13 protein-coding genes are annotated in these 19,988 nt (G+C 71.5%); 4 read left to right on the top strand and 9 right to left on the bottom strand.

The window, feature by feature from the left end; translation table 11 throughout:
• Positions 1 to 307: 307 nt before the first annotated feature.
• Positions 308 to 1,228 (bottom strand): calcium-binding protein, encoded by a 921-nt coding sequence (locus B4N89_RS40475; protein ID WP_161500979.1) that lies wholly within the window; start codon positions 1,226 to 1,228, stop codon positions 308 to 310.
• Between the two features lie 509 nt (positions 1,229 to 1,737).
• Positions 1,738 to 2,343, bottom strand: a complete 606-nt coding sequence (locus B4N89_RS40480; RefSeq protein ID WP_078981512.1) for a helix-turn-helix domain-containing protein — start codon at positions 2,341 to 2,343, stop codon at positions 1,738 to 1,740.
• A gap of 223 nt (positions 2,344 to 2,566) precedes the next feature.
• On the opposite strand from B4N89_RS40480, the gene B4N89_RS40485 reads away from it, so the two are divergent.
• Positions 2,567 to 3,556, top strand: coding sequence for an alpha/beta fold hydrolase (locus B4N89_RS40485; RefSeq protein ID WP_078981513.1), 990 nt, complete (start codon positions 2,567 to 2,569; stop codon positions 3,554 to 3,556).
• 65 nt (positions 3,557 to 3,621) lie between these two features.
• Here the strand turns inward: B4N89_RS40485 and B4N89_RS40490 are convergent, their stop codons facing one another.
• The 6 genes from B4N89_RS40490 to B4N89_RS40520 form a co-directional block, all read right to left on the bottom strand.
• Complete coding sequence (locus B4N89_RS40490) at positions 3,622 to 5,163, bottom strand: YfcC family protein (protein WP_078981514.1); 1,542 nt, start codon at positions 5,161 to 5,163, stop codon at positions 3,622 to 3,624.
• 106 nt (positions 5,164 to 5,269) lie between these two features.
• On the bottom strand, positions 5,270 to 6,619 hold the full coding sequence (locus B4N89_RS40495) for a M20/M25/M40 family metallo-hydrolase (protein WP_078981515.1): 1,350 nt from the start codon (positions 6,617 to 6,619) through the stop codon (positions 5,270 to 5,272).
• 273 nt (positions 6,620 to 6,892) lie between these two features.
• The gene (locus tag B4N89_RS40500) at positions 6,893 to 10,267 is read right to left on the bottom strand and encodes a serine hydrolase (RefSeq protein WP_078981651.1); all 3,375 of its coding nucleotides are present in this window, start codon (positions 10,265 to 10,267) and stop codon (positions 6,893 to 6,895) included.
• Between the two features lie 1,471 nt (positions 10,268 to 11,738).
• A complete protein-coding gene (locus B4N89_RS40505) occupies positions 11,739 to 12,284 on the bottom strand; it encodes a GNAT family N-acetyltransferase (RefSeq protein WP_078981516.1) in 546 nt (181 codons plus the stop codon).
• 171 nt (positions 12,285 to 12,455) lie between these two features.
• On the bottom strand, positions 12,456 to 12,920 hold the full coding sequence (locus B4N89_RS40510) for an SRPBCC family protein (RefSeq protein ID WP_078981517.1): 465 nt from the start codon (positions 12,918 to 12,920) through the stop codon (positions 12,456 to 12,458).
• Positions 12,921 to 13,798: 878 nt separating this feature from the next.
• The gene (locus tag B4N89_RS40520; protein WP_078981519.1) at positions 13,799 to 14,032 is read right to left on the bottom strand and encodes a hypothetical protein; all 234 of its coding nucleotides are present in this window, start codon (positions 14,030 to 14,032) and stop codon (positions 13,799 to 13,801) included.
• Positions 14,033 to 14,360: 328 nt separating this feature from the next.
• On the opposite strand from B4N89_RS40520, the gene B4N89_RS40525 reads away from it, so the two are divergent.
• Positions 14,361 to 15,047, top strand: a complete 687-nt coding sequence (locus tag B4N89_RS40525) for a DedA family protein (protein WP_078981520.1) — start codon at positions 14,361 to 14,363, stop codon at positions 15,045 to 15,047.
• A gap of 1,851 nt (positions 15,048 to 16,898) precedes the next feature.
• Here the strand turns inward: B4N89_RS40525 and B4N89_RS40530 are convergent.
• Entirely contained in the window at positions 16,899 to 17,780 is an 882-nt protein-coding gene (locus tag B4N89_RS40530; protein ID WP_078981521.1) for a LysR family transcriptional regulator, read from the bottom strand.
• A 121-nt stretch (positions 17,781 to 17,901) separates the two neighbouring features.
• Between B4N89_RS40530 and B4N89_RS40535 the strand changes: the two genes are divergently transcribed.
• Both B4N89_RS40535 and efeU read left to right on the top strand, forming a co-directional pair.
• Positions 17,902 to 19,104 carry a nuclear transport factor 2 family protein gene (locus B4N89_RS40535; RefSeq protein WP_078981522.1) on the top strand — a complete coding sequence of 401 codons (1,203 nt, stop codon included), beginning with the start codon at positions 17,902 to 17,904 and terminating at the stop codon, positions 19,102 to 19,104.
• A 129-nt stretch (positions 19,105 to 19,233) separates the two neighbouring features.
• Positions 19,234 to 19,988: iron uptake transporter permease EfeU (efeU, locus tag B4N89_RS40540; protein WP_078981523.1), on the top strand; the 755-nt coding region annotated here is incomplete at its 3' end.

The following is a 19,988-nucleotide window of genomic DNA, read 5'->3' on the forward strand; positions in this document are numbered from 1 at the left end:
CCGAAGCCGTCGAGCAGGTCCACACCGACTTCGCCACGTTCCAGTCCGACGAAGTCCCCAAGCCGCGGGCAGCGCAGGAGGCCGCACCCGCTGAACCTCGCACCGGCCACCCCGCAACCAAAAGCGCAAACCTCGGTGAGGCGGCGATCGGAGCGTAACCGCGATCGACCGACACCCTGGGCCCGGGGTGTCGGTGCGACCAAGCGAAGATGCCGTGTTCGACTGAACGGAACACCGGTTCGAAGAGTGGGCAGTCGTACTCCTCGTACGACTACCGACTACCGACTACCGACTCGCAACTACCGGCTCACGACTCGCAGTCGGCGGAGACAGTGCCGCCGTCGAGGCCGACGTCGCACTGGTCGATGCCGGTGCCGCCGAAGAGGGCGTCGACGCCGGCTTCACCCTTGAGGATGTCGTTCCCGGCGTGACCCTCCAGCGTGTCGTTCCCGCCGCCACCGATCAGCAGGTCGTCGCCGGCGGCGCCGCGCAGTGCGTTGTCGGCGGCGTTGCCGGTGAGGACGTCGTTGTACTGACCGCCGCGCACGTTCTCGACGTCGGAGTGCACGTTGATGTTCGCGTAGCCGTTCTGGCCGTCGTCGGCGACGTCGTCCAGGGTCACCGTCACCGAACCGGTGGCCGCGGTGAAGGCGATCTCGTCACGACCGGCGCCACCGAAGACCTCGCGCGGCGCGGTCGAGGTGGGGTCGTACACGACGATCGCGTCGTCACCGTCGCCACCTCGGGTGACGGTGCCGACCTTCGCGTAGAGGACGTCGTCCCCCGCGCCGCCGTCGAGCGCACAGCGCGACGCGTTCACGATGTCGTCGTCCGCGCCGCCGCTCACGCGGCAGTTCACGCCTGCCGTACCCGTCAGCTGCACGATGTCGTCTCCGGCGCCGAGGTCGACGACGACCGAGGTGAAGTTGGCGCTCTGGCAGACGGCCGCTCCGGAGGCGTTGGTCGTGCAGCCGTTCCCGACCGTCACGCCGCCACCGGGCGTGGAGTCCGACACGGTCCAGCCGGATGCGGATCCGGTGACGGTGACGATGTTGTCCACCGCTCCCGCCGAGGTCGCGTGCAGCACGCCGCCGTCAACGTACACCGAAGTGCGCGCCACCGCGGCGGCCGATCCGGATGCGCCGGCTCCGGCGACCCCCGTTCCGGCGATTCCCACTGTCACGAGCAGCGCGGTCGATAACCGCGCTAACCGACGTCCATGAGACATCGAAGTTCCTCTCCTTCTCTCACTCTTCGCGCGTATACCCTTCCGGGGGACGCTCGAGATGACACGAACACCGCCACGTCCCGCGACCATGTGCGCCCGCGTACGAAACGGGCCCAGGGGAACATCCCTCGTGGACCCGCGACGGCGTGGGCGTATACCCACGGGTCACAGAATCCCCTCCCGGAACATCCGCCACAGCGAGGAATTCAGACAAAAAATTCGAATAGTGACGATCTTGGTGTCACCGGCGCCCGCGATCACTTGACGTCTCCAAGGCCACTTCGAACGCGATTTCGAGTGCCCTTCCACCGGTTTTCGGCCAACCGGTCCCACCTCCGACCCGGCGGATACATCCCGAGGTCATCCGAACAACCCGAACAGGACACCCGAGACCGTGCGCCGGAGTGGCCCGATCTCGGCGCCACGGCAGCCAACTTCCTTTGAAAAAGGGCGAGTTGGAAGAAGCGGCGGCGGCTTGCGGTGACCTGGACGAGCCGGACCGTGTCGCGCTACCGGGGGCCTCGGTCGGGCAACGGGGTGCGTGGGCGCAGGCGTTCGCCCTGGGGGCCGAACATGATCAGGTATACGACCGGGCCGCCGGGGCCGGCGTTCGCGACTCCGTGTGCGGTGCGGGTGTCGAACTCGGCCGTCTCGCCGGCGGTCAGTACGAGGTCCTGGTCGCCGAGGGCCAACCACAGGCGCCCGTACAGGACGCACAACCATTCGTATCCGTCGTGGGAGACCTGCCGGGGCCGCGCGGGCGGGGCGTCGGCCGCCGGCAGGACGTGTTTGTGGGCGTGCAGGCCGCCGACGTAGCGGGTCAGCGGCAACACCGCCTTGTCGTCGCCGGCACGCTGCGGCGTCGCGGGGCGTGGTCCGGCCGCGCCGGCGGGTGCGGTGCCGGCCAGCTCGTCGAGGCCGACGTCGTACGCCTTCGCGAGCCGCAGCAGCACCTCCAGGGTCGGCCTGCGCCGGCCGTTCTCGATTCGGGACAGCGTGCTCGGCGCGATGCCGGTCGCGCGGCCGACACCGGTCAGCGTGGCACCGCGCCGCTCGCGTGCGATCCGCAAGCGCGGGCCCATGGCCACCAGAGCGTCGGCCACCCCGTCGTCCATACCCGACCCCGGTCCCGGCCCCGTTGCCCCTCCCGACTCCGTCTCCGAGTGTGACTGCGACTCCGCCATCCCGCTCCCTCCGCCCGTGTCGCCTCCGTCCCTGACCTTCAAGTTTGCCAGGATGTCAACGCCGTTCGCTCCGCACACCCGCCGCCCCGCATGATCGAGAGGTGACCGCGGCCGACCGTGACCCGAGAAGCCGCCCGTGACCCGAGGAGAAGCGATGCACCACCCCGCGCCGTCCGCCGACCCGCGCCACCGCACCATCGAGGCCCCCGCCGGGCGCCTGCACCTGGTCGAGCAGGGCACCGGACCGCTGATCCTGCTCATCCACGGCTTCCCCGAGTCCTGGTACTCCTGGCGCCGCCAACTCCCGGCCCTCGCCGCGGCGGGCTACCGGGCGGTGGCGCTCGACGTTCGCGGCTACGGCCGCTCCTCCAAACCCGCCGCCACCGACGCCTACCGGATGCTCGACCTGGTCGCGGACAACGTCGCCCTGGTGCGCGCCCTGGACGAGGAGCAAGCGGTCGTCGTCGGGCACGACTGGGGCGCCAACATCGCGGCGGCCTCCGCCCTGCTCCACCCCGAGGTCTTCCGGGCCGTCGCGCTCCTGAGCGTGCCCTACGCGCCGCCCGGCGGCCCCCGCCCCACCGACGTCTTCGCGCGCATGGGCGGCGATCAGGAGTTCTACGTCTCGTACTTCCAGGAGCCCGGTCGAGCCGAAGCGGAGATCGAGCCCGACGTCCGGGGCTGGCTCGCGGGCTTCTACGCGGCCCTGTCCGCCGACACCATGCCCGCCCAGGGCGCGCCCGACCCGCACTTCGTGGCCCGTGCCGGCGGCCGGCTGCGCGACCGCTTCCCCGGCGGCGGCCGGCCCGCGTGGCTGACCGAGGGCGATCTCGACGTGTACGCCGCGGAGTTCGAGCGCACCGGCCTCACCGGAGCGCTCAACCGCTACCGCAACATGGACCGCGACTGGGCCGACCTCGCCCACCACGCCGGCGCCCCGATCAAGCAGCCGTCCCTGTTCATCGGCGGCGGCCTGGACGCCTCCACGACCTGGATGGCCGACGCCATCGACGCCTACCCGACCACCCTCCCCGGCCTGGTCTCCTCCCACATCCTGGACGGCTGCGGCCACTGGATCCAGCAGGAGCGCCCCGACGAGGTCAACCGCCTCCTGACCACCTGGCTCGCCGGCCTCCGGGACTGAATCGCCCACCGCACCGGCCGGACCTCGCCCGACACGCGCCTCCGGCCGGTGCGCAGGCCCGGGGGTCAGGACAGGCCCGAGCCCAACGCGACGAAAGCGCAGATCAGGACGAACAGGATGGCCAACAGCGGCGCGGCGAAGCGCAGGTATTGGTTGTAGCCCACCTTGGCCAGCGACACCCCACCCATGATCACCGCCGTCGTCGGCACCCACAGGTTCATCCACCCCGACGCCGCCTGCCACGCCGTGACCACCAGCGCCCTCGGCACATCGGCGAAATCGGCCAGCGGCGCCAGGATCGGCATGGCCAGCGTCGCGTGCCCCGACGTGGACGGGATCAGGAACGCCAGCGGCAGGTTGACCGCGTAGATCAGCAGGCCGAACACGGCCGAGGTGGAATCCGCGACCGTGCTCTCCATCGAGTGCAGCACGGTATCGGTGACCTGCGCGTTGTTCATGATCACGGTGACCCCGCGGGCCAGCATGATGATCAGCGCCGGCGAGACGAAATCGGCCGCGCCCTGGATGATCGTCTCGGACAACTTCTTCTCGCCCATCCGGGCCAACAGCCCGACGAGGACCGCCGCCACGATGAACAGTGCCGCCAACTGGGCGAAGGACCAGTCGAGTTCCCACCCGTAAGGAGTGGCGTCGGCGTCGCCCGTGAGGACCTGCGCCCACGGGATGATCGAGAAGATCATGAACACGAACGTGATCGTCACCGCGACCAGCACGATCTGGTGCGTCCGGGTCAACGGCTCCGGTTCCGCGCCGGTCGCCGCCGCCTGCGCCTGTTCGCGGTCCCCCGGCAGGAAACCCACGATCGAGCGGGACGGATCGGCCTTGACCCGACGCGCGTACCGCACCACGTACAGGATCGTCACCGCCGTCAACACGACCAGCATGACCAACCGGAGCACGATGCCGTCGCCCAGTGAGATCGCCGCCGCCGACGAGGCCACGCCGGTCGCGAACGGGTTCACCGTCGAACACAGCACGCCCACGCCGGCGCCCAGGATGATCGTGCCGGTGGCCACCATCCGGTCGTAGCCCAGTGCCAGCATCAACGGCACGATCAGGCCGTAGAACCCGAGCGTCTCCTCGGCGAATCCCTCCACCGAACCGAGGATGGAGAACGCCGTCATGATCGCCACGATCAACACCGCGCCACGTGTGCGCAGCCGATGCGCCAGCCGGGCAATGCCCCGATCCAGCGCACCTGTGGCGAACACCACCGTGATGAACGCTCCGATCGCCAGCACGAACAGGAACACCGCCGCGCTGCCGTACAGATCGCCGGAGTTGTCCGGCGCGACCTGTCCGCTCTGCCCGTCCTTGATCCCGTACAGGCCGTTGACCGGCGACAGGAACAGGTCGTTGAGCCGCTGGACGAAGTCCTCGGGCGACTTGGTGTGGTGGTAGCTGCCCGCGACCGGCTTGCCGTCGTCGCCGCGCCGGTACTCGCCCGCCTGGATCGCGAACGCCAGTGCCCAGACCGCGATCGTCACGATCGCCAATACCGTCAGCGCGCTGGGAAAGCGGAACCCGCGCTTCGGCGAGGGTGTTTCGTCCTCGGCCTCGGTCGGCGGGGCTTGGTCGGTGCTCACGCGCTGCTCCTCGCGGCTGCTGGTGGTTCGATGGGCATCGGGATCGAGCCGGCGGCGATGCGGGCGCTGTCCGCGTCGGGGTCGAGCCGGCGGCGACGCGGGCGCGCTATCCGCGCCGGAACCGCTCGGCGTACGCCGTGAAGAAGGCCGCCTCCGCGACCACCGCGTCGCGCAGTTCGCTCACCAGGACCCGCTCGTTGGGCCCGTGCAGGTTGCACATGCTGTCCTGCGCCCCGAACAGCAGGATCTCCGCGCCGGGTTGGGCCGCCGCCAGGCTGTTGACCAGCGGGATGGACCCGCCGGCCGCCGCGTGTACGAGATCCTCGCCCCACGCCGTGCGCAGCGCCTCGTGCGCGGCGGCGTAGGCCACCCCGTCGGTGGCCGCCGCGAACCCCGAACCGGGCGCGCCCGCCTGGGTCACCGTCAGCGGTACGCCGAACGGCCGCAGTCCTTCCAGGAATTCGATCAGGAGCCGCTGTGCCTCTGCCGGGTCCTGGGCGGGGTGGCAGCGCATGTTGAGCTTGGCCCGCGCGGAGGGCACCACGGCGGACGCCGCGCGTTCGACGGAGGGCGCGTCCAGTCCGGTCACCGTGATCGCGGGGCCGGACCACAGGCGCGAGCCGAGATTGCCGGTGCCGATCAGCGGCATGCCGTCGCGGATTCCGGCCAGCCGACGGAACTCCTCCTCGCTCCACCCGCCGCCCCCCCACTGCTCGCGGCGCAGGCCCGGCACGGCGACGTCGCCCTTCGCGTCGTGCAGGGCGGCCAACGCGTGCAGCAGCACCAGGAGGGCGTCCGGTGCGGCGCCGCCGAAGTTGCCGCTGTGCCTGGCCTCTTCGAGCGTGTGCACCTCGACGATCACCTCGACCACCCCGCGCAGCGCCACGGTAAGCGTGCCGGTGCCGGGGCGGATGTTGCCCATGTCGGCGATCACCATCGCGTCGCAGGCGAATTCGTCCGGGTGTGCCTGGGGGTAGTCGTCGAAGTCGCTGCCGTACTCCTCCTGGCCCTCGAACACGATCCGGATCCCCACCGGCGGCCGGCCGTCGAACGCCCGCAGCGCGCCGACGTGCACGATCAGGTTCGATTTGTCGTCCGCCACCCCGCGTCCATGGATCGCCCCGTCGACGTCGGTCGGCTCGAACGGCGTGGTCGTCCACAACGCCTCGTCGCCGGCGGGCTGGACGTCGTAGTGCCCGTAGAGCAGCACGGTCGGCGCGTCCGGGTGCGGCGGCGGGATGTGGCCGGTGATCACCGGGGAGGTGTCCGGCAGCCGCAGCGCCGCGATGTCCCGTACGCCGGCGTCCCGCAGCAGGTCGACCACCAGGTCGTGGGCCTCGGTCACCGGCTCCGGCGGGTAGCCGGGGAAGGCGATCGACGGGATCCGGGTGAGCCGCCGCAGCTCGGCGCAGAGGTCGTCGAGCATCCCGTCGACCCGGGTGGTCAACTCGTCCATCGTGGTACTCCTTGGCCGCCCCGCACGCGGCGCGCCGATCGCGTCGCCCGGCCCATACTCATGCAAAACGGGCATGCCGCCATGGTTCGGCGCGCCTCCGAGGGTGCCCTCACCCGGGTGGCCGCACCGATGGGGCGGCCGATCGAATGAGGGCGGCGCGGGGGCGCGCCGGCGGGGCGCGCACGAAATCGGCCCCCTGCCTCGGACGGGAAACGAGGCTGGGGGCCGACGGCACCGCGTCACGGGGGAAACGCGGTGGGGTGGGCGGTCGGGTCAGTCCCGTTGCGGACTGATCCGAGCACCCAGGTACAGGAAGCGCCCGCCGGTGCCGAAGGAGGCGAAGATGAGCGGACGCCAGATCGGCGACCCGGGCAGGCGTACCGCGAACACGTCCTCCGCGACCGGCACCATCCGCAGTTCGGTGACCGCGTCGGGCAGGGTGTCCGCCAGTGGCCCGGTCAGCTCGCGGCGGAGCAGCAGACCGTCGGGCGTCACCGACACCTCGTCGCGCTGTGCGGCGCGTTCGTAGACCCCGACGTAGCGGTCCACGTCCACGGCCGGCGGCTCGGCGGGCGGGGCGAACGGCTCGGCCGGGGCGATGCCCGCCGCCTCGGTGAGGATCTCCGCGAACAGCTCCTCGGAAAGCTCCTCCGCCTGCCCGCCGTTGGTCAACAGCGCCAGTGCCAGGCCGTGTTCGGGCAGCACCTGGAGGAAGGCGAGTTGGCCGACGGTGCCGCCGTTGTGGCCGCACAGTTCCTGTCCGTCCACCGCCCACAGGCGCCAGCCCAGGCCCCAGGTGGTGCCGGTCAACGCGGTGTCGGGTACGTCCACCTGCCGCTCGCGCATCGCGGTCGTGTACTGCGCGGCGAGCAGTCGGCGGCCGTCGGCGGCGAGGCCGTCGGTCAGGTGCAGCCGGGCGAACGCCAGGAGTTCGGCCGCGGTGGAGGAGATCAGGCCGGCCGGTCCGAGGGAGCGGGGCAGCCCGGACACCGGCGCCACGGTCGGCGCGCCGCCGCCCTCGGAGAGGTGTCCGACCGCGGCGCTGAGCAGCAGCGCCTCCTCGGGCAGCGTGACGGTACGGGTCAGCCCGAGCGGGGTGCTCAGCCGCTCGCGCAACACCTCGTCCCAGGTCTTGCCGGTCAGGTGCTCGATCACCCGACCGGCCAGCACGAAGCCCGCGTTGCAGTACGACCAGCCGGCGCCCGGCGGGAAGACCTGCGTGACGTCGACGAGGGTGTCCACGTAGCGGGCCACGCAGTCGTCGCCGCGCCCGGTGTCGGGGAAGTGGTCGCCGTCGATGCCGGAGGAGTGCGTGAGCAGGTGGCGCATGGTGATGCGCTTGGGCAACTCCGGGTCGGACAACCGCAGTTCCGGCATCAGTTCGGCCAACGGCTGGTCCAGGTCGAGCAGTCCGTCCTCGACCAGTTGCATGACCAGCGTGGTGGTCCACACCTTGCTGATCGAGCCGATCTGGAAGACCGATTCGGTGGTGACCGGGACGCCCGTGTTCAGGTTGAGGACGCCGTGGGCCGCCTCGATCAGGTCGTCGGGCCCGTTGGCGTCGACGCGCAGGACGGCGAGCGTCGCGCCGGGGACCTGGTGACGCGATGCCAGCGTGGACAGGCGGCGCTGCCAGTGCGCGGCGTCCAGGCGGGCCGGGCGGGCGCGGCCCGCGGGGCCGGCGTACTGCTCGACCCAGTCGACGATCCGCCGGTTCCAGTCGAGGCGGTGCGAGGGGCGGCCCTGGAGGATGAACAGGTGCGAGCCCTCGGGGTAGAGCACCATCCGGGTCGGCACGCCCTGCTCGCGCAGCGCGCTGAACCACTGCTGGGCCTGGCCGACGGGACACCGCATGTCGGCGCCGCCGTGCACGACCAGGGTCGGGGTGCGTACGTCGCCGACCCGGGACAGCGGGTTCATCGCGGCGTAGCGCTCGGGCTCGTCGCGGTAGGTGATGTCGCCGAATTCGGCGCGGGCGAGGAAGGTGCCGGCGTCGGAGGTGCCGGAGATGCTGACCAGGTCGCTGACCACACCGCCGGTGACCGCCGCGGCGAAGCGCCGGTCGCGGCTGGTCAGGTAGCAGGTCATGTAGCCGCCGTAGCTGTAGCCGGCGACGGCCAGCCGATCGGGGTCGGCGATGCCCTCGGCGACGAGGGTGTCCAGCGGCTCCAGGAAGTCGGCGGCGTCGGCGAGGCCCCAGGCGCCGACGGCGGCGGTGAAGAAGTCCTCGCCGTAGCCGTCGCTGGCCCGGGGGTTGGGCAGCAGGATGGTCCAGCCGCGCTCGGCCAGCACCTGGTGGTAGAGGTGGATCGAGTCGGCGGTGCCGCCCCACGCGTTGTGCGGGCCTCCGTGGATGTCCATGAGCAGCGGACCGGGGCCGGTCGCCTGCGGGTCGCGGATCACCCGGGCGTGTACGACGGTGCCGTCGGAGATGGTGAACCGGCGGTCGACGGCGGTGAACAGCTCCACGTCCGGCAACGCGTCGGCGACGTGCGTGGTGAGTACGCGCTCGGTGCCGTCGGCGGGGTCGACCAGGACGATCTCGCCGTAGGAGGTCGGGGTGGCCAGCACGATGGCGACCGGGCCGGGGGTCTGCGGGACCGACACGCCCGAGACGCTGCGGTTGGCACCGCCGACCAGCACGCGGGTGGTGTCGGTCGCGGGGTCGAGGACCAGCAGCTGGGTGTCGCCGGCCTCCCGGGCGCAGAACAGCAGTTCGCGGCCGTCGGCGGTGAACTGGGGCAGCGCGCCGGGGTATCCGCCGCCGCCGGACATGATGTTGCGATCCAGCGAGGCGGCGAGTTGGGCGACGGGGCCGCCGGCGAGGGGGATGCGGAGCAGGCGCGCGTGTCCCGTGCCGTTGTGGGTGGCGCCGACGGCGAGCAGCGCCTCGCCGTCGGGGGTCCAGCCGACCGGGCCGATCATGCCGTCGGCGGGGCCGACCCGCTCGGCGGGTACGTCGGGGGTGGACGGGTCGAGCACGTACGCCGCCGACAGGTTGTTCATGTCCGCGTCGGCGTCGCGGCCGGCGGAGAAGGCCAGCCGGCGGCCGTCGGGCGACCAGGCCGGCTCGCCCGCGTGCCACTCCCCTTCGGTGACCTGGGTGACCTCGCCCGTGTCCGGGTCGAGCACGTGGAGGTGGCTGCGCATGGTGCCGAGCAGGCCGGCGCCGTCGGCCTGGTAGTCCAGGGCGTCGACGACCAGCGGCGCGTGGCCCCGGGCGGCGCGGGCGGCGTCGTCCTCTCCGGGGACGGCGTGGGTGTCGACGGCACTGGTGAACGCGATGCGGGAGCCGTCGGGGCTCCAGATCGGGCGGCCGGCGCCCAGCGGGAGGCGGGTCAACTGCCGGGGGTCGCCGCCGGTCACGGGCAGGACCCAGATCTGCGGGGGGCCGCCGGCGGCGCGCAGGAACGCGATCCGCGTACCGTCGGGCGACCAGGCCGCGCTGCCGTCGCCGGGGCCCTCGGTGAGCCGCGTCGGCGGGGTGCCGCCGGCGGTGGCCACCCACCACAGGCTGCGCACGGGACGGTCCGCCTCGGCATCGACGCCGACCAGCGTGTAGACGACACGAGTCCCGTCGGGGGAGATCGACGGCTGCTCCGGTAGCACAATCGCGGTCAGGTCGTCCAGACGCAGACGTCGTGTCATGGCTTCCTCCATCCTGGGTCGGCCTCGGCCCGGTCCCCCGCCGAGCCCGGCGGCGGCGAATGCCACGACGCTAGAGCGACGGACGACCGGGAACTTCGTGGCAACGAACCAACCTCAAGCCCCGTTTCGGTGCGGCCCCACCAGGCGAGCGGGGGACCCTAGGGGGTAGGCCGGTGGCGGTGGGGACGGAGCTGGGCCGGATCGGACTGGGGCGGACCGGTCGGTGCGGAAGGCGGCCGGGGCAGCGGTCGCGGGTGGGGGCCGGCGAGCGGCTGGGGTGAGGTGGCGGGCGACGAACCGACCCCAGCCCCGGGAATACCACCGGTCACACGGCTGGGGTTCCGGTGACCACCAGCCTGGGCCTCCAAAGGCCACCCACCTACCTGGGCATCCCAATGACCGATGACACTCGACCCGCGCACGCGACGGTCGACGGGTCCGCGCGGGCGGGCCGCGCCGTCGATACCGAGGACGGGCGCACGGAAGGTCACCCTGTCCCGGGGCCGTCTTCGACCCGGTGCCTTTGAGAACCTGAAGTCATGACGGATTCGGTGCGGGTGGTGGGAACGACCCATGTCGGCGTGCGGGATCTGGTCGCCGGCGGCTACAGCGGCACCGGGGAGACGGTCTCGTCCGGTCCACTGCTGGTGCCGGCCGAGCCGTCGGTATCGCTTGTCTTCAACATCACCGAGCCCGCCGCGGACGGGCCGGCCGCGTTCGTGACCGGTACAGGACACCTCTTCCGGAGTGCGGGACGCCCGTCGCGGAGTGCGGGTGCGGGTGCGGTAGAGCGGCGAGAGTGGGTCGCGCTGAGGTTGAGTCCGCCGGGGGCGTACACGGTATTCGGTACGGCGGTGACCGGGGCGGTGGACTTCGGCGATCTGTCCGGCGGAGTGGGCCGGGATCTAGCCGAGGCGATACGCGAGGCGTCCGGCCGGCCGCAGCGGTTCGCGCTGCTGGACCGATTTCTGCTGGAAAGGGCCGACCGGGGCCCCCGGCCCGCGCCGGAAGTGTCGTACGCGTGGCGCCGGTTGGTCGGGACCGGCGGGCGTATCCCGATCGCTCGGCTCGCCGTCGAGGTCGGCTGGAGCCACCCACACCTGATCAAGCGGTTCCATCAGCAACTCGGCCGGCCCCCGAAGACGCCGGCCCGCCTGCTCCGGTTCCAGTCGGCCATGCGCCGGATCCGCCGCGACGAGAACCGGCAGCAGGCGCCGGCGTCACGGCGAACGGCGGATCGATCGACTCGACCGGGACATCGGTCGAGATCGCCCGGCAACAGCCCGACGGCACCTGGCGGTACGTCATCGACAAGCCGGCATTCCTGGCCTAGGAGCGACCGGCGGCGGACGGCAGGCTGCCACTGGTGTGCGGCGTCCGTAGGCAGCGGGTGGCGAGTGGTGAGGCGGCGGTTGGGGGCGGGACTGGAGCGGGGGAACGGGGCGACGCCTTCGGCGCCGCTGCCCGACCGCTACCGCGTCGTCGACTCCTCGTCGTCCAACGGTAGTTCGTCCCTCAGCAGGCTGTAGAACACCACGTCCCGCCACCGACCCGCTCGGAAGAGATACGCGCGGGCCACGCCTTCCGGCGTGAAGCCGACCTTTTCCAGCGCGCGTTGTTCGGCGACGTTGTCGACCTCGGTCGCCGCCTCCACCCGCGCCACCTGGGTGTGGGCGAACAGGTAGCGCACCAGCAGGAGTTGGGCTCGGGTGCCGAAGCCCTGGCCGCGCACCTCGGCGAACAGGTTTATCCCGACGTTCCAGCAGTAGGAGGTGCGTGAGGTGACGATTTTGCGCCAGGCCACGAAACCCAGGACGTCAGCCCCGCGAACCACCAGCAACCGCCCTCCGGCGTCCCCGAGAAAGCCGCTCTCGGTCCACTCGCGCCGCCACCGCCCGGGATCCGCCCAGCCCTGCCAACCGAACGGCCCGACCGCCTCCGGATCCGTCGAAAACCGTTCGAGAAGGGGGAGGTCACCCTCGACCACCGGCCGCAGCGACACCAGTTCGTCACTCATGGTCCCGAACTCCGTTCGATCGTCGCGCTTGCGTCGACAACCGCCGGGGCGCGGAGCCGACCCGCCGGGTCCACGATCGGCACGATCACCACGGCAGCCGAGAATACCGCCGCAACAGCCGCCTGCCGATGCCCGAACGCGACGTCCTCGGGCAACGCGAGGGTCGAACGCCTATTCGGACACTGTCGATTCGAGGGAGTCCTTCAGATACTCATTGCGCACGACGATCAACCGGACCATGTATCGATGCAGCCCGATCCACCCCACGACGGCGCCGATCGGGCCGAACGGGGCCGCGTAGTCGACGACATCGCGCATCACCGTGCCGCCGGCCCCGTCCGAGGTGAAGCGGTGCTCGTGGCGCCAGTACGCGAACGGCCCGCCGACCTGCTCGTCGACGAACCGACTCGGCTCCTCGTACGCCGTGATCCGCGAGGTCATCCGCCACACCACGCCGAAGTGCCGCGCCCGCCATGTGACGCTCTCGCCGAGTCCGATCCGGCCGGCCGTCACCCCACCGATCGCCCGCTCTTTCGACGAAGCCATGGACGCGGTATGGGCGTCGATGTCCAGGGACGCCTCGAAAGCCCGTGCGGGCGCGACGCGAATGCGCGTGGTCGTCTCGAAATGCGGCACGAATCGAGCGTACGCACCTGCCGAGCAGGGCCGGTGGCGGGTGTGTCCGGGCCGCCGCCCGACTCCGGCAACGCCCGCGAGTGCACTGGCATTTCCGGCACTGGACCCCGGTCCGACGCCGGTCCGACGCCGGTCCGACGCCGGTCCGATCCTGACCGCGCCTGCCGGATGCCCCAAAGCTCTCATGGGGCCTCGTTCCACGTACGGTCGTGGGAAGTCGCCAAGTGTTTCCCTCTTGGTCGCCCCAAGTGGCCGGCGGTTGGGCTTGGGTGGTCGCGGACGCGCCATACCCGCCGTGTGCGGCGCGGCACGGCGCGGCACGGGCCCGCCTGTACCCCGCTCTGCCGTTCGACACATCCGACGTGACGAATCCGAGGAGTACGGCCATGGCGTTCCCCCAGTGCCCCCGGTGCGGCTTATCGAACGAAGTCGTGCCGGATCGGAGCCGGCAACCGGATCGTCCCAGGCCGTCGACCGAGATTCCCCCGTGGTTCGGATGGGTGTTCCTGCCTGCGGCCATACTCGTCCTGTCGGTCTTTTTCGGCGTGTACGTCGGCCTACCGTTCGGGGTGGTCGCGATCGGAACCTGGACCTGGATCCAGTCGGACGCGAACGGCGACGGCGGTCACGCACGGCCGCCCGGAAACGAGTTCCTGTGCAACCGCTGCGTGCACAGGTTCGTCACGCCCGGACACATCTAGGCCACCCTTCAAGCACCGCAAACGCATGCGTCGACCGACAGTCGGTGGCGACCGTCGCTCGTATTCGTGCTCCCCGCCGGACAGGCGGGCAGCGCACCGGAGGCAACGCGTTCGACGCGGCGGGCGTCCCGTCGCCCTGGACCCGCGTCGCGGCATCACCATCCGCCCCGACACCGCCTAGCCGTTCCGGGCGTCGCCGTCGTTCGAGCGGTTGGCGCGGCGGCGACGCATACGTTCGCGGAGAGAGTCCGCGGAGGGGTCGAGCAGCGGGCGCTCGGTCGAGCCGTCCGGGGTCGGTTCGCTCCACTGCCGGGCCTGCCGTACCAGCGCGGCCAGTTCGTCGGAGCCGTTCTCCCGCGATGAGTCGTGGTGCGTCATGGTGGACCGGATGCCCGCGCACTTGCCGGCCATGGCTGAGAATCGGTCACGAATATGTGGCATATCGATAACAACAGTGGCGAAGAGGGCGCACCGTAGAGCGAATTTAGCCGCCCTCACCTCAGCCCGACACACTGCGAGCGTGCGCCGGAGCACGATCGGCGGCGTTCACCGACGAGCCCGGCCCGGCCCGCCGGCTCCCGCCCCCACCGCATCACCCGCCCGGCCCACAGCGCTCTCGGCCGAGTGCCGGCCGTAATGCGGCATCGTTTCGAGGATAAAGCCCGGTATGTCGTTTCGTTCCCGCCGTGACCTCGGCCGACCGACACCGGATCGTGCGTTATCGAAGGAGGGAGCGCCCATGCCTTCGTCGACCGTGTCCGACCTGGCCGTGAACGTGCTGGACGCGAGTTCGTTGTTGTCCGCCTTCGGGGCGCTGGGCATCGCCGTGGTGTTGTTCGCGGAGACCGGTCTGCTGGTCGGCTTCTTCCTGCCCGGCGACTCGTTGTTGTTCACCGCCGGGCTGTTGTGCGTGTCGGGCTCCTCGGACCGGGTGCATCTGACCCTGTGGCAGGTGTTGCTCGCTGCCGTGGGCGGCGCCCTGCTCGGCGCCCAGGTCGGCTACCTCCTCGGCCGGCGCGGCGGACGCGCGCTGCTGGGCCGGTACAAGAACCGGAGCCTGCACGAAGGCGTGGCGCGCGCCGAGCAGTTGCTCGGCAAGTACGGACACGCCAAGGCAGTGGTCCTGGCCCGCTTCGTCCCGATCGTGCGTACCGTGCTCAACCCGCTGGCGGGCGTCCTGGAGATGCCCGTACGCACCTTCACCCTGTGGCAGATCGTCGGCGGCACGATCTGGGCGATCGGCCTGGTCCTGGCGGGTTACGGACTCGGCTCATCCGTACCGAACGTGGACACCTACCTGCTGCCGATCGTGGCGGTGGTGGTCCTGATCTCGCTTCTGCCGATCGCACTGGAGGTACTACGCCAACGCAAACACCGGTCAGACCCAGACTCGGATCCCGACCCCCACCACCGAGACGAACCATGACCTCCAGGCACTCGGGCATTCCCGGCGCGCGGGGCTCCAAGCCTTCGGCCTCCCGACGAGACGGGCATGTTGCTCGGCGAATACCGGCTGGCGAGGGGCGGGGAGGGCGGTCGAGTCGAGTCGCCTGGGGGCCTTTTCGAGTGGGCCGAGCGTTTCCGGCGTGCGTTGCGCGTGTGATTGCGGGTGGCTGGTGCGGGGCTGGTCCGAGTCGGCGGTGGGCCGCCGCCAGCGTTCGGGGCTCCAAGACCCGGGGCTCCCGACGAGAGGGGCGCGTTGCTCACCGAAAACCGGCTGGCAACGGGTGGCAGGGAGGGCGGCCGGGACGGGTTCCCCGGGGGGCCTTCCCAAGTGGGCCGAGCGTTGTGGGCCGAGCGTTTCCGACTGGCGCCGCGTCTCTGGTTGCGGGTGGCTGGTGCGGGGCTGGTCCGAGTCGGTGATGGGCCGCCGCCAGCGTTCGGGGCTCCAAGACTCGAAGCTCCCGACGAGACGGGCACGTTGCTCACCGAAAACCGGCTGGCAGCGGCGGCCCGGGAGGCGGTCGGGTCGAGCCTGCCGGGGAGCCTTCTCGAGTGGGTCGGGGCGCTTCGGGCGTTTGGAGGGGAGTTGGGGTTCGAAACCGGATCGCGATCGACGGTTGCGGGCTTCGAGCTTCGGTGACCTGCGGTTTTGTGGTGTCGGGATGGAAAGCCGGGCGTCGAGTGCCGGTTTCGTGCGCTCCGACCCTCTCAGCGCCGGAGCGGAGGCCACAACCGCCCGATTGCAACCGACTTCGAGCGCAGCGACCTCGCACAGGCCGTCGAGGTGACCGAAAGTGCCCACCAAGTGCCGAAACCGGATCCCGACGCACCTCGAACGCTCTCACGTCGCGCTGACCTGCGGTTTTCTCTCACCCCGAGACCACGGCACCCCACGCCGTCCGGTTTCGTGAACTCGCACCCCTCCACACGCCCACAGCAACTCGAAATGCCCTGCCCGAAAGCCTCTCCGGAGGACTCGACCCGGCCGCCCTCCCTGCCCGCCGCTGCCAGCCGGTTTTCGCCAAGGAACACGCCCGTCTCGTCGGGAGCCTCGGGTCTTGGAGCCCCGAACGCTGGCGGCGGCCCACCACCGACTCGGACCGACCCCGCACCGGCCACCCGCAACCACAGACGCAACGCCCGCCGGGAACACCCGGCCCACTCGAAAAGGCTCCCCGGGCGACTCCACTCGACCGCCCTCCCTGCCCCCGCTGCCAGCCGGTTTTCGGTGAGCAACGTGCCCGTCTCCTCGGGAGGCCGGTGTCTTGGAGCCCCGAACGCTGGCGGCGGCCCATCACCGACTCGGACCGACCCCGCACCGGCCACCCGCAACCACAGACGCAACGCCCGCCGGGAACACCCGGCCCACTCGTAAAGGCTCCCCGGAGGACTCGACCCGGCCGCCCTCCCTGCCCCCGCTGCCAGCCGGTTTTCGCCGACCAACGCGCCCGTCCCCTCGGGAAGCCGATGTCTCGGAGCCCCGAACGCTGGCGGCGGCCCACCACCGACTCGGACAAACCCCGGACCAGCCACCCGCAACCACAGACGCAACGCCCGCCGGGAACACCCGGCCCACTCGAAAAGGCTCCCCGGAGGACTCGACCCGGCCGCCCTCCCTGCCCCCGCTGCCAGCCGGTTTTCGCCGACCAACGCGCCCGTCCCCTCGGGAGACCGAATTCTCGGAGCCCCGAACGCTGGCGGCGGCCCACCACCGACTCGGACAAACCCCGCACCGGCCACCCGCGACCCAAGGCGCAACGCCCGCCGGGGCGAACTCGGCCCCGACCCGACGCACCCACCCACCCACCCACCCACCGGGCCCTCCCGCGATGTGTCAGTCGAACGCCGTCGTCAAGTGGGCGGACAGGGCCGTCGTTGCCGGGTGTTGGTCCTGGTGTGGGGTGATCGTGTAGATGCCGCGTGTTGGGGGGTCTGTCAAGGTCGCCGTGGTGACGTCTGCGCGCAGGGTGCCTGCCAGGACCCCGGGGATCAGGGCGATGGCGTGGCCGGTGGCGACCATGGCGATTTTGCCGGGCAGGTCGGCTGCGGTGAGGTCGATTCGGGCGGTGGTTCCGGCGCGGGCGGCGTGGCGGCGTAGGAGGGCCGCCGAGCCGTCGTTGTCCTCGACCCAGGTTTGTTCGGCCAGTTCGTGGATCGGCAGTGGCCCCCGCCCGGCGTGCGGGTGGTCGGCGGGCAGGACGACCACCATCTCGTCCAAGCCCAGGAGCCGCCGCTCCACCCGGGGGTCGTCCGGCAGCCCCGGCGGCGCGTCCGTGACGACGGCGATGTCCAGGTCGCGGGCGAGTACCCGGTCGTACAGGTCGGCGCTCGATCCGGGCAACAGGCTCCACCGCAGCGGGCCCTCGTCGTCCAGGAGGCGCCGGATCGCGGCGGGTACGATCCCGGCGGCCAGGGAGGGCGTCGCGCCGACGGCCAGCGGCCGGCCCGGCGCCCCGTCCCGTACGTCCCGAACCGCGCGCACCGCCCGATCCGCCTCGTTGAGCACGACCAGGGCGTGGTGCCGGAACACCTCGCCGGCCGCCGTCGGCCGCACCCCGCGCACCTGCCGCTCGACCAGCGCCACCCCGAGCCGCCGCTCCAGGCCGGCGATCTGCCGGGAGACGGCCGACTGGGTGTGGCCGAGTTCGATCGCCGCCGCCGACAACGACCCGACCCGGCACACCGTCACGAAGGTCCGCCACACCGTCAGATCCACGTTGCCCCTTCCGCCATGGCACGAGTATGCCGGGCCCAGGGCAGTGATCTGCGAGATGCGCATGGCTCACCTTCCGAAGTTGCGCTTGTCGCATGGCATGTGCTGCTTCAGGCTGGGGCGCATGACCGCACCACGAAAGCTCGCCGTCCTCGGCCTGGGCCGCATGGGCACAGCGATCGCGACACGCCTCGCCGAGCATGCGCACATACACGAGTCCGAGCACCCCCACCCTCACGAGGTCCTCGCCTGGACCCGCTCCGGACGCCCCACCACCGCCCGCGCCCTCGAAACCACCGACGACCCGGCCGCCGCCGTCGCGAAAGCCGACGTCGTCCTCCTCGCCCTGTTCGACGGCCGGGCCTGCCGCGAGGTCGTCGACCGGATCCGCGCCTCGCTCCGCCCGGACGCCGTCGTGGTGAACACGAGCACGATCGCCCCCGCCGAGGCGGCGGCGCTGGCCCGCGAACTCGGTGCCTCCTATGTACACGCGCCCGTGCTCGGCTCCGTGCCCGCCGTCGCCGCCGGAACCCTGGACATCCTCGCCGGCGCCGACCCCGACACGCTCGATCGGGTGCGGCCGGTGCTGGCGACGCTCGGCACCGTACGGCCCCTCTCCGACGCCGGTACGGCCGCCGCCCTCAAGCTGATCGCCAACAGCAGCCTCGCCGGCGGGGTCCTGGCCCTGCGCGAGGCGCTGCGGCAGGGCGACGCCCTCGGCCTGCCCCGAACCGATGTGCTGGACGTACTCGAACTCGGCCTGCTCGGCGGACTCGTGGCCCGCAAGCGCGACATCCTCACCAGCGCGGACGACCCGGCCACCGCCGGCGACTCCCAGTTCACCATCGCCGCGCTGGCCAAGGACCTGGACCTGCTGGCCGCCGCATCCGGCACCCCACTGCGCAGCGCGGCCGAGCTGGCCGGCACCCCGGCCGACCCCGAGGCCGACATCGCCGTCGCCGCCCTGGCCCCCGCCGTGACCGACGCGGTGCTCGAACCCCTCCGCGCCTATATACGCGGACACGCCACCGGCGACCCCGCCCACTTCCGCACCGCGTTCCTGCCCACCGCGCACGTCGAGGGCATCCGGGACGGCGCGTTCGTCTCGTGGGGCCTCGACGAATACTGCGCCCTCTTCCCCGGCCGGCCCGCCCCGGACGAGCCGACCCGCTCGCGCCGCATCGACACCGTCGACGTACACGGCACCGTCGCCACCGCGACCATGACCCTGCGACACGGCGCCGACACCTTCACCGACGTCTTCCTCCTGGCCCGCGTCGACGAAAAGTGGCGCATCACCAACAAGGCCTACCACCGACACCCCTGAGCCCCGGCCCCGGCCGCCCGGCCCCGCCACCCGGGCATGACCCATGCCATGTTGACGACGTATCCGCACGGGTGCTTTGGTGAGCCTCGCCTAAATTCCGAGATTTGTTCGATCGAGCGGGGTCACCTGGTGTTCGCCAACTACCTGATAGGTCTGCGCGAGGGCCTGGAAGCGGCCCTCGTGGTCAGCATCCTGATCGCCTATCTCGTCAAGAGCGACCGCCGAGACGCACTGCCCGCCGTCTGGCTCGGCATCGGCGCCGCCGTCGCGCTCAGCGTCGCTCTGGAGGCCACCCTCGAACTGACCTCGGCCGAGATGACCTTCAAGCAGCAGGAGTTGTTCGGCGGTTCGCTCTCCATCCTGGCCGTGCTCCTGGTCACCTGGATGATCTTCTGGATGCGGCGTACCTCGCACGCGCTCAAGGCGGAGTTGCAGGGCAAGCTGGACCACGCGCTGGCGATGGGCACCGGTGCGCTGGTGCTGACCGCGTTCCTGTCCGTGGGCCGCGAGGGCCTGGAGACCGCGGTGATCGTGTGGGGCACGGCCCGCTCCACCGGCGAGAACACCGAGCCGATGATCGGCGTCGCCCTCGGCCTGGCCACCGCCGTCGTGCTCGGCTACCTCTTCTACGCCGGCGCCATCCGGATCAACCTCGCCAAGTTCTTCCTCTGGACCGGCGCCGGACTCGTGGTCGTCGCCGCCGGCGTACTGGCCTACGGCGTCCACGACCTCCAGGAGGCCGACCACCTCCCGGGCCTGTCCGACCGGGCGTTCGACATCAGCGACACCATCCCGCCCGACACCTGGTACGGCACCCTCCTCAAGGGCATCCTCAACTTCCAACCCGACCCCACGGTCCTCCAGGTCACCGTCTGGCTCCTGTA

This window comes from Embleya scabrispora, assembly GCF_002024165.1.
GTDB classification, from domain to species: Bacteria; Actinomycetota; Actinomycetes; order Streptomycetales; family Streptomycetaceae; genus Embleya; species Embleya scabrispora_A.